The sequence below is a fragment of the Malacoplasma muris genome (assembly GCF_046774425.1).
GTDB lineage: Bacteria > Bacillota_I > Bacilli_A > Mycoplasmatales > Mycoplasmoidaceae > Malacoplasma > Malacoplasma muris.
The window spans coordinates 670704-683516 of record NZ_CP177248.1 but is presented as its reverse complement, the minus strand read 5'-3'; the positions used below and the strand labels follow the sequence as shown (position 1 = coordinate 683516).

Here is a 12813-nt window from a genome sequence, read left to right as displayed (position 1 = left end):
ACATGTATTTTTTTATATTATTAATTATTTTACTATTATAAAATTAAGTAATAAAATATAGGATGTCTAGTTTGTTTAAATGGGAAAATAGAATATATGAATAAAAAAATTAAACATTTACTATCAATTATATCTTGTGGTTTAGTTGCTACAATATTGTCACCTGCTATAGCTTCTTGTAGCAAACAATACTTAAATTATACAAAAGGTGATGTTGTTGATTTTGAAGATGGTGATAACAAGAATAATCAAGATTATAAAATTGGTTTGTTACCTACTGAATTTAAACAGTTAGAAGAAAATAAAAACAAAACACAGTTACATTTAAATGTTGTGACCAATAATATAAATTTTTTAGATTATAAACTACCAAGTAATGATGAAAATGGTGTATATAAATATATTCATGAGCGTGATGGTTTTGAACAAAAAACTGTTTCAGTTGGTATTAAACAAAATGCTAACAATTTTTTAGAGAATTTTAATTTTAATGAATATGTAACTGATTTTAATAATTCTATTAACAATTCAAATAAAGACTTTTTGTCTCCAATTCCTACACCAAGTAATTTAACATTTTTGTATGATGTTTATTACTGAATGCTTTCAATTTATTATACAAATGAAAGTAATTTTGATATTGAAATCAAAAACAAAAATATTAATTTTAATTCGCTTACAAATAAAATAAGTTTTGATATTGATTTTTCTATTAAGAATGTTAGAAAAAATAATATTATATTTAAATTAACTGATAACAATAATTTTGAATTAATTCCAAATAAAAATTATAGTTTAAAAATATCTGCAATAGACCAACCAATAAAAAATATTATTAATGTTTATAATAAAAGATTTTTTTTAGGATGACAAATACCAAAAGCAACTTTAAATTTTGACAATAAATCAATTGCATTAGATTCTTTTAATCCAACAATTACATCAAATTCATTTTCTTATATGATCGAATTTTTAAATTTAACTACTGATGAAAATGTTGATACAAAAACAGATCAAAATGCTTTAGAATTTATGCAAAAGTTAGATACTAGTGTAATTAAAGAAAATATTGAAGCAACTGCTATGGAAAACACAAATAAAGCATTTGTTGCCCTTCCTCAGTTAGCATTGATTTTTGAATCTTTAAAAAAAGATCCCACTATTGGTCAATTTTTAAATGATACATCTAAACCATTAGTTAAACTTCTTGAAGATTTTGGAGTAATTCCAAAAGAATTATCTCCTATAATAGTTGATTTATTACAAAGTGTTCATACTGGTAAAGGTATTTTAGATATTTTAGTGACCCATAAAAAAAGTCTATCAAATGTTTTAAAAAGATTATTATCTGGTGTTTTAGGGCAATTAACTGATTTAGTAGACACAATTTTAACACCAATTAAACCCAACATGTCAAAAGAACAAGTTGATGGTTTTTTAAAATTATTAAACATGTTTTTTAACAACGATAATAATACAACAAAAGAATTTATTGTTATGTTGTTGCAATTTTTATTAGGAAATTTTGATGATAGTGGTAATAAATTAAATGATGGTAATCCTTATATTTTAGACATTATTGATTTTTTAATTAGCGATAGTTTACGTGATAAATTTTTAAGTACACTATCAGGATTTGGTTTAAATATTAATAAAACAATATTTGATGCTATTGCTAAAATATATAGTGAGATTTCTACAAGAGCAAAAAATGATAAGGGAATGACTATAGTAAGTGAAAATACTATTAATTATAATGAAAAATTAATTTCTAAATTATTTGATATAAAAAATACAGGGAAAAATACTGCTACTTGGTGATTTATGGATCAAGTAGTTATTATAATGAATGCATTAGGTATGAATGTTGGCACAGATAATACAAGCTTATTATATGAATTAATTTATCAATCTTATGCACATGATTATAATAAAGATAATTTGAATAAAAATAATGTAATACTTGCTTTAAATGAAATATCTAATGCATTTAATTTTTTAGCAAATAAAGATAATTTTGATATAGTTTATGGATTTAGTGAATTTGATGATAAATCAATAATAAAATATAATAATAAAACATTTGAATGCGATTTTACTTTTAACTACAAACTTATTTTTAAACAAGAATTCACATTTAATTTAGATGTTATATTAAGTGTTTTGCCAACAGATTTATATATAGAAATATATAAACTTACAGGCAATGAGTATGTGCATGCTAGTGGATTTGGATTTTATACAAGAAATAGATATGTTTGAATAAATTTAGAAAGAATTTTATATAGAATGTTTCCACGAAAATTACCATTTAATATTGGAGATAGTTTTAATATGGAATATAAGTCAAATAATAAAAAACTTATTTATTCTGCAAATGTTAGTGGTGGAAAATATTATCATGGTTTTAACACTATAATTGATTTGGAAACATATTTTGATCAGGCATCAAAAAATAATGGAATTATTTCAAATGTAATGAAAACTGCATGAGTTGGAAGTGATTTTGCTCAAATAAAAGATGATCATCATATGGATCAAAATCCGCCAAGTTGAAATATTTCTGGTGTTATAGCAGATATTGATTATGAAAACAAGGACAATAGTCAATCATCGCAAAATATTAGTGCATTGACAGAAATGATACAAAAATTATTAGTTAATAGAATGAAATTTAATATTAATTTAATTGGACTTGATAAATCCAAAGAAATTAATAAAAGCTCTATTAATGATGCATATTATGTTGGAAAAACATTTAAGTGACAAGATATTGATTTAAATCAGGAAAATATCATTATGAATCAAAATCCAACATTTAAATCAACTAAGTATCAAGATTACTATAATATGTTTACTTATGTAAATGAAACTACAACATATGACTATAGTCATGTTAATAATCAAAATGGTCAAGAAGTGAGCAAATCATTTGTAAGGCAAGTTCCGTCATTTTCATCTGATAGTATTAATTTATTAACAAATGATTTGTTTTCATTAGGTAATAATATAAATCTAAGTGAAGCATTAGTTAGTGTTAAACCCATCTCTAATATTCATTTTAATAAAAAAGTTATTGTTAAAGGAGGAGCAAAAATTGGAATTATTCCTATAACAGCATTAACATTGGAATTAGAAATTAATGTGCAAATGCTAATGTTTCAAATAACTGTTATGACTCCAAATAAAGTTTTAGATTTATCTCAAATAACAAGAGAAAACAATAAATATACTTTAATAAATTATCGATATTCAAATGTATTTGATAAAATTGTTTTTGCACCAAGAATTTCAATTAAAATGCCAAATTTATAATGAATAACATGAATTATTATTTAGAAATAGTTCATGTTATTTTACTTTATTAATTTAATTTATGAACTTGAATATGCAATAAGTACTAATGCTTTTTACTCCTTAAAAAAATGCTAAAATAAATAAAATTCTAATATAATATGGGGTAACAATATTATTTGGGAAAACTTATGTGACAGTTAATTAAACAAGTCTTACATTCATTTAAACGTTCCATACTTCTAATAGTTAGTTTGATATTTATTAGTGCTGTGATTATTTTTTCCTCTTTTTCCTCTTTGTACTTGGGTACAAACATTTATAACTCTACCAATCATTTAAATATAACTGGAAATAAATCTAATGCCATTGTTGAAGAAAACTATGCAACATCAAATATTAAATATAATTATGAAAAGGACAGTCAAGGAAATATTGTTTCTACCCAACCAGCAATTGCTTATAAAATAGATAAAGATAAAGCTAATAAGGATGGTTATCAAACAGATAATTATGCTGTTGTTTTTCCATATACATCAGAAAACCAAACATTTACTTATACAAATTCTACTGGTGAATCATTAACATATGCTAGTTTTACTGCTGCTGGATTAAATGGAGATAATCCATATGCATATAGAACTCCAGGTATGCTTGCTGGATATGGTGGTAATGAAATAACTGGTGAAACAGTAGATGTACCAAATAATTTCAATGACTGAGTAGCATTTGCATATTCATTAAAAAATAATGGTTCTATTAGAACTAATTTTGATTATGTGAATATAAATCCAAAAACTAAAAAAATTAATGGATATTTTGATGAAAGTTTTGTAAGTTATATTCCTGTTATGAGAGGAATTTTTCATGCTACAAAAGCAACATTTAATACAAAAGCTGAAGTTACAGCAGATACTAACACTTTTTTATCAAACGCTGATAGATATACAGGTACAATTAATACAGCATTTTTAAGTGGATTTGGTGGAGCTCAAATTCCTGTAGGCGATAACATGAATGAAGATGTTCTAGAAACAACTATAGGAAGAGATGTTATACATTATTTAAATAGTCTTGTTGTCCAAGATACAGATTTAAGTAAATATACTCAAGTAAATTTGTTATTAGATTTTGATTCTTTAAATGATTTTCAAAGAAAAATTTTTGACACTTATTTTACTGATGAAGAAAAAGAAAAATATACTAATTTTCAATTAGTGTTGAGAAATACTTGGGTTCATAATCCAAGCCATAATACAACCTCTATAAATGATACTAAACCATCAAATGAAGCACTAATTACATTAGTAAATCAAAGAATAGAAGATTTAATTCCAGAGTTAACAAAGAAAATTGAAGGCTATTATTCTCAAGCATTATCTGATATGTTATCAGAAAAAAAGATAAAGCATGATGAACAAAAATCATTTGTAATAACAGATCAAAAAACAACAAATAAATATATTGTTGCCAAAAAGGGATCAACAAGTATAGATGATATTGTTTATACTGAAGGAACTAAACTAAACAACTCTACAAAGTATTTGGATGTCAATGAGCTTTTTAGGGCTGATTATCATTTGGTAAATAAGAAAAAATATTTGAAAAATTATATTAATTTTTTATATGAATCAATTAATGCATCAGGAGCTAAAATTCCTGCATTTGTGTCACAAGCATTAGAAAATTTAAAATATTCATTTGATAATTCAACAGCTGTTAATGATAGTTATTATAATTTTATATTTGGTTATTTCCCAAGTGATATGTTATATCTAAATCCTAAAGAGCAAATGAAATTTGATAGACAGGGAGAATCTATAGAATATAAATTAAAACATGGTTTAACAGATATTTATTTAGATTCAACCATTGTTAAAATTGATAAATATTCATATGCTGCTGTTATAAGTGATGGATTTTTAGTTGCAAATAAGAAAAAAATATTACCAAACAAAGAATGACAAGAGGCATTGAAATTAAACTCATATGACTTTGTAAAGTGAATAAATACATTAGATGACAGTAATTGTATTGAAATAAATGCTAGAAAGTTTGTAATTATAGGAACAGGTTTATCTCCAGAAATGGCATTTCCATCAATTGGCATTGATAACCCAATTCCCAATGTTAATACAGAGGCTGTGGTATATGTAAATGCATTAGGATATGATGCTATTTTGGCTACTGCTCCATTATCTTATCAGTATAAATATTTTTCATTGGATTTAGGATATGGAAATGATGGTGGAGGAATTTTTTCTGCATTTAATCCTGATAGATCAGAATTAAGAAAAAATATAAAATCTTTAAATAATTATTTTCAACCTTTATTAAATAAAAATTCTTCAACTCCAATTGTTTATTCATTGAATGATTTTACAACTGTTAAAAACTTAATAACAATGAGAAGTTATTATCCTAATCAAATTTTGTATGGAGTAATATTAGTTTCTATTATTGTTATTGTTATACTTGTTTTATTAGGATTGTATTTATCTTATTTATTAATAAAAGGATATATTACTAAAAATCAAGTTCAATTGGCTATTATAAAAGCGAATGGATTTAGTTCTATAGCAATTACTTTATCTATTACATTATTTGGTTTAGTGTGTTCATTAATTGCTGGTGCTATAGGTTATGTTGTTGCATTTTACATGCAAAATCTTTTTTATCAAATTTTAAGTCCTTATTGATATGCTCCAATGGCATTACTAAGTTTTAGTCCAGTTGGATTTATAGGTGGAATTCTTTCATTATTGGGTGTATTTGTTGTATTTACATTCATTATAATAAGATTAACATTTAGAAAACCAATAAATGAATTGATTACTCAAAATGTTGAAATGAAATCATCTAGATTGCTTAATATAATAAGAAAACCAAGTAAAATCAATCCATTATTCAAGTTTAGACTTTCTCTTTCATTTTCAAACATTTGAAGAACAATATTTTTTACAGCTCTTTGTTCAATTGGATTATCAAGTATTTCTGTTGGTTTAGCTATTCCAGGTAAGTTTGCTGAATCAAATTTGCAAACATCTTATAACAAACATTATTCTTATAAATTTGGTTTAACTGAAACAACTGAGCAATCAGGATTATATAAATTACAACAATATTCACATTTAGGTTTTACAGATATCTCTCAAGGGATTTATCCATTGTATCAAGGTACTATGCAAGTAGCTTATGATTATGATGAAAAAGGATTACCTATTTATAATGAAAATGATGCTCAAAAAACAACTTATAATTTTGCAGATCAATTTGGATATCCTTATACTTTGAATGATGTTAAAGTTTATGAAGTGCAAGATAATAATGGATCTATTTCATTAAAAGAAAAAAGGGATAAATTTGGCAATCTATTATATTATGGAAATATTTTAATTCCAAGTTATCAAGCATATCAAAAAATTACTTCTCAAGTTAATTTTTATCAAAATACTTCCATGACAAAATGATTACTTGATTTTACTATTCCAGGATTAAATATTAATCCATGACAATTAATTAAAAGAATTATTCCAAATGAAATTGTTGTTCGTGCTGAAACTCAAGATCAAGTATTTTTAAAAGCTGTGTATGAAAATGAGCAATTAAGAAAATTAGAATCAATCGGTTTAAGTCCTACAAAATTCATTAATTATTCAAACAATATTTATTCTGTTAATGCAGATACTATTATTGGAAATTTAGGAAAACCTGAAGAAATAGGTTATAGTAAAGATTTCTTAAAATTTGTGGGTGCTGTTTATGGAAATGAAGAATTAAGTAATCTTGATGTTAAACTTTCTTATGGTGTTGTTTCTTATGATTCTCAGAGTGAAACATATAGTTCTGTTAATAGTTCCTTGTATAAAAATAATAGTTTATTAGTGGATAAAGTAGATTTAATTGGAATCAATGTTAATTCTAAATATATCACATTAGTAGATAGGGAAAAAAGAGATTTAAATAAGTTACTATCTGAGGTTTCAAACAATGTTTATAATATTGTGATAAATCAAGGTGCAGCATATAAGCACAAATTGAAGGTGGGAGACATAATAGATGTTACTCCTAATAAAGGATATTTTTATTATTCGCAACAAATTGCTAATGATTATTCACAAAATAATATTAAACATAATTTTAAAAAAACATATAAGTTTAAAGTTGCAGGTATATCAAGTATTTCATATGGTGACGAATATTATATAAGTCAAGATGTTGCAAACATTATTAATCAAAGTGCTATGAATTTTGAACACCCTGAACTAGGTGGTAGATTTAAAGCTAATAGACCATTTGCTTTTAATACTGCTAATATTGAACAATCATTTATTGGTCCAAATAAAAATCAAGAAGTTAGAATTGATGGAGCATTAGATGGTACTGACCCTAATACTAAAGCTCAATATGATTTAGCTGTAAATAATAGATTTACTGATTTTTATAGATATGATTATAAACCTTTTAATGGAATAATCAGTAGTGCAGATTCTCCTGTTTTTTTAAATAAAACAATTAGTTTTGAAAGTATTATAGGAGTATGAAATCAACTAAATTATAGTTCAACTGATGAATTAGTGTCACAATTTAATGATGGATTTTTTACTAATCCTACAAATTCTGCAACTGCAAATGTTTATTTAGATAATATGGTTACTGCAAATACTGATATATTAAAGTTAACTGGTTGAAATGAGAATGATAGAGCTAAATTAAGAGAAAAGATGAAAACTGCTTTAACAACTAATATTTTATTTGCACAATATATTAGAGATGTTTTTGGTAGTTATCCAACATCAATTAATATTGAAAATATTGAAAGTTATGGGACTATTAAATATTTATATGAAAATTTAGTTTCAACAATTGATCTTATACAAACATTATTAACAATTATTTTAATTCCATTAATTATTGTCATGATATTAGTAATAAGTGCTTCAATGTTACAAGAATTCAAAAAGATGATTATTGTTTTAAAAACAATAGGATATAGTGACAAAGATAATATAATAAGTATTTTGGCAACATTTATTCCAATAATATTATTAACATTGCTTATAGGTATTGGTGTTGTTGCAGCTATTCTATCAATATTCCAATTTGTAATTTATACAGCATCAACTGTATTTATTACAGGAGTAATTAATTGGATGACATATGGTATTGGTATTGCTGTAATAATGGCTGTATTAATAATTAATTTTGTGGCAATGATAATAATGTATAAACAACAAAAATTAAAAACAGCAATAGTTGATTAAAGGTGATTATTATGAAAGAAATTGTAAATAAAAATAGTTTTTCAAATAATGACAATAATAAAAAACATTCAGTAATAGTTTTGAAGGAAAAAGATAGTAGTTCTAGTAATAATTTAGAACATAAAAACAATAAGTCAGATAAACCAATAGTTGTTATTAATAAAAACCAAAAAGAAGATGAAAAATATATAGTAACTAATTTTGGTAAATCAACAAAATTAGATTTGTCTAAAATTTCAAAAAATCAAAGTGAATATAAACAAAGTAATTTTGTTGTTAATCATAACATAAATGAAACCAATGATGATACTATAAAAATAAAAGATAAATTTAATTTAAAATATAGCAATTGGTTATCAAAAAAAAATAAACAACCAATTTTTTTGAAAGAAAAGCAAAATAAAGAAATTTCAGAAATGGCAACTATTGATGGTAATAAAGTTGATATTAATGATAGTAATATTATTAATTCAAACGTTAAAAGAAAAAGTGAATTATCAGGAAAAAAGTTAACCAAATGGATTTTAAAAAATAATAAGCCGCATAAAGGTATATCAAAAAATAAGCCAGCAAATTATAATGAAGAAGTTATTTATTTGGAAAATGTAAATAAATATGTAACAAATGGTTTTAGTAATTTGCATATTTTAAAAGATATAAATTTAAAAATTAAACAAGGTGAATTTGTTGTTATTTATGGACCTAGTGGATCTGGAAAAACAACACTGTTAACATTAATATCAGCACTAGATAGACCAACTACTGGTATTTGTTATTTAGTTGATAGTAACACTTTAGGAATTAGTGAACATGGATTAACAGTATTTAGACGTAAAAATGTAGGATATATTTTTCAACAATATGGATTATTAAATGATCTAACTGTATATGACAATATTAAAATTGCAGCTAGTTTACAAAAAAATAAATCATTAAGAATTGATATTGATGATTTATTAAGAAAAGTTGATATGGATAAATACAAAAATAAAAAAGCATCAACATTATCTGGAGGTCAAGCACAACGTGTTGCTATTTGCAGAGCTATTGTTAAAAACCCTAAAATTCTTTTTGGTGATGAACCAACAGGTGCTGTGCATGTTGATGCAACAAAACAAATACTTCAAATTTTTAAAGATATTAACAAAGAATTTAATACTACTATAGTCTTAGTTACTCATAATGATAAAATTCTTGAAATTGCTTCAAGAATATTAAAAGTTGATAATGGAAAAATAACGGCTGATTATTATAATAAAAACATGAAATCAATTGATGAAATTAATTGATAATAATATTTTATCAATGTCCTAATAAGACATTGATTTTTTATAATTAATTTAAATTTAAATCTCTTTTATTTTATTAAATTCATTTAGAATATAACGGTCATTTTTAATATATAATCATTTTATTAAGAGGGATAACATGAAGATTGTTGTGGTAAATAAAAAAGCTAATTTTAATTATAATGTATTAGACACATATGAAGCAGGTATTGAATTAAAGGGTGTTGAAGTTAAATCTATTCATAAAGGTGATGTATCAATAAGTGAAGCTTATGTTGTGTTTAAAAAAAATGAGGCATACATTTTGAATATGCATGTTTCTCCATATGATCATGGCAATATTTACAATGTTGATCCTTTACGTACAAGAAAATTATTACTTCATAAAAAAGAAATAATAAAATTAGAATTTTATAGAAAAAAAGATTCAATCACTGTTGTACCTTTAAAAATATATTGAAAAAATAATAAATTAAAAGTTTTAATTGGTCTAGCTAAAGGAAAAAATTTAATAGACAAAAGAAATACTATTAAAGAAAGAGATTTAAAAAGAGAAAGCAAAAAGTATTATTAATAATATAGGAATTTTATGAGTGATATTGTGAGAATTTATGACGAAAATAAAGTAAAGCAAAATGGTGCATATAATAGAGATAATATCCCAAAAAATTATTATTATTTTTCTGTAAATGTTTGAATTGTTTTTGGAAAAGAAAAAATAATGATTCAAAAAAGAAGTGAAAACAAAAAGTTTTATGGAAACAAGTATGAATGTGTAGCTGGAGGAGTAGTTGGGGATGAGACAATTATAGAAGCTTGCATTAGAGAAACAAAAGAAGAAACAAACCTTAATATAGGTTCTAAAGATTTAATTTTTATAAATGAATTTCTTGATAAAAAACACAATTATTTTATGCATACATTTGTAGCTTGTTTAAATGAAACATATATTAATAAAATTAAAATTAATAATGATGAAGTTAGCGAATATAAAATTGTTAATTTTGATGAAATAATAGAAAAAATGAATTTAAATTTATTTGCTGATTCTTTTAATCTAAGATTTCCTCTTTATTTAAAAAAATTTAAAAAAATAATAAATACTATGTAGATTATTGTGTTTTGTTTATATATCAAGTAAGAATATATTTGTTAATATATATCTATGTTAAAAAATGTTTTCAATTTAATTAAAGAGACTGATAATTTTGGACAAACAGATTTTGCCAATTTATTTTTGGGATTATTTGTTATGTCATTAATTTTATCAACAATATTTTTTATTTTTATGTTTATTTTTTTTAATATTTATAAATGAATGATTTCTTTTAGAAATATAACTTCATCTAAAAAAATATTTATTAGTTTATTTATGGGGGCATTGTTGTCCTTAATATGCCCAATATCAATTATTATTAGCAACAACCTACAGCAACCTAATACTGTTGTATTACAGTTGGTTTTACTAATGATTTTTAGTTTGTTTCTTTCAACATTTGCATTATTAGGTATGTTTCCTATTTTTATGGTTTCAAATATTTTTATTGGAAACAATTTAAATTATATACAAGTCATTGTTGTTGTTATGGTGTATGGATTTATGATAATAAATGTTTTTTTAAATAGATTTTTATTTCTTCAAAAAATTAAATATATTTTTCTAACAACATTTTTACTATATGTCTTAACTGCAATACTTGGTTTGATATTTTTTAGAAATGAAACATTAATAGTATATCTAATTAATATATTGTGTAGTTTATTGTTATTTATATTTTTATATACTATTGCTTTATATATTTCAAATTTCATAAATGGTGCTTATAAACTAAAAAAATCAATTTTATATGACAATGAATATTTTGCAAACAGTGGATTTAGTAAATATGCATTTGATAATTATATTAAAAATAATTCAATTGAAACAGGATTGCTTATTACATTTGAAATATTAGATACTGAACAGATGTTAAGAATAGAAGGTAAAGAGGTTACCAATAGTATTGAAAAAACATTTATTAAATATGTTTTTCAAAAGATGGGAAAAGATTGTTTCTATTTTAAGACAAAATATAATAAATATTCATTGTTTACCTCAATTGACAAGTATTTAATAAATTTAAACCAATCTTATAATTACAATAAAAAATATAATAGATTAGATGATGATTTTTTAAAGAAATTTGAAATTATATTAAATAATTTTCCTAAAAAAATTAATTATAATAGTAAAACTTATAATATTCAATTAGTTGCATTTTGTAGCATTTATGGAATTCATTCAAATAATTTTTTTGACTTAATTAAATTTAATACAATAACAAAAAATAATTGAATTTTCTATAAAGATATTAATTCAATTAAATTATATCAATATAGAAATTCAGAAAATTATCTTGATGAAAAAAATAATTATATTGTTGCAAACAATAAATATGATTTAAATAAAATAACTTTATCACTTATTGAGGAAATGCCAATTAATGTTAAATCCAAAGGAATAAAGAATTTTTATTATCCTAAAATAACATGAGTAAATAAAAATATTTATTCTATGCAACAACTTTTAGATAAGTTTAAAAATGATAATAATTTATCAACAATATTAAGAAATATATCATATAGATCATTAAAACTTTTTTCAAAGGCAAATAAATTGGATGGATATAATAATCAGAAATTAATTATTGTTTACCCCTTAGAATACTTTAAAAGTAATGACTTTAATGTATTGTTATTTGTAAAAAAAATAATGATGTTTGGAATAGACCTAAATAAAATTGTAATTTATTTTAATGATTTAAAACTTTCTGATATTAATAAAAACATGATTATTAATTTTAGTGAACTTATAGAATATGGTATTATTTTTGCTACAAATAAATTAATAAAGCATAATAAGATAAAAATTTTGTATTTAAGTATTTAATAAATAAAAAAACCTTTTAGATAATCTCTAAAAGGTT

At 23.0% G+C, this 12813-nt stretch carries 6 protein-coding genes; all 6 read left to right on the top strand.

Annotated elements, in window-relative coordinates; all coding sequences use genetic code 4:
- Positions 1 to 96: 96 nt before the first annotated feature.
- The 6 genes from ACLFO7_RS02735 to ACLFO7_RS02710 all read left to right on the top strand — a co-directional run bounded on the left by ACLFO7_RS02735 (position 97) and on the right by ACLFO7_RS02710 (position 12776).
- Positions 97 to 3315: a P116 family lipid acquisition surface protein gene (locus ACLFO7_RS02735; RefSeq protein ID WP_412031988.1), complete on the top strand. Its 3219-nt coding sequence runs from the start codon at positions 97 to 99 to the stop codon at positions 3313 to 3315.
- 170 nt (positions 3316 to 3485) lie between these two features.
- Positions 3486 to 8558, top strand: coding sequence for an ABC transporter permease (locus ACLFO7_RS02730; RefSeq protein WP_412031987.1), 5073 nt, complete (start codon positions 3486 to 3488; stop codon positions 8556 to 8558).
- A gap of 11 nt (positions 8559 to 8569) precedes the next feature.
- Positions 8570 to 9850, top strand: coding sequence for an ABC transporter ATP-binding protein (locus ACLFO7_RS02725; protein WP_412031986.1), 1281 nt, complete (start codon positions 8570 to 8572; stop codon positions 9848 to 9850).
- 136 nt (positions 9851 to 9986) lie between these two features.
- The gene (gene smpB / locus ACLFO7_RS02720) at positions 9987 to 10421 is read left to right on the top strand and encodes an SsrA-binding protein SmpB (RefSeq protein WP_412031985.1); all 435 of its coding nucleotides are present in this window, start codon (positions 9987 to 9989) and stop codon (positions 10419 to 10421) included.
- Between the two features lie 15 nt (positions 10422 to 10436).
- A complete protein-coding gene (locus tag ACLFO7_RS02715; RefSeq protein ID WP_412031984.1) occupies positions 10437 to 10958 on the top strand; it encodes an NUDIX domain-containing protein in 522 nt (173 codons plus the stop codon).
- Between the two features lie 54 nt (positions 10959 to 11012).
- Positions 11013 to 12776: a hypothetical protein gene (locus tag ACLFO7_RS02710; RefSeq protein ID WP_412031983.1), complete on the top strand. Its 1764-nt coding sequence runs from the start codon at positions 11013 to 11015 to the stop codon at positions 12774 to 12776.
- Positions 12777 to 12813 lie beyond the last annotated feature (37 nt).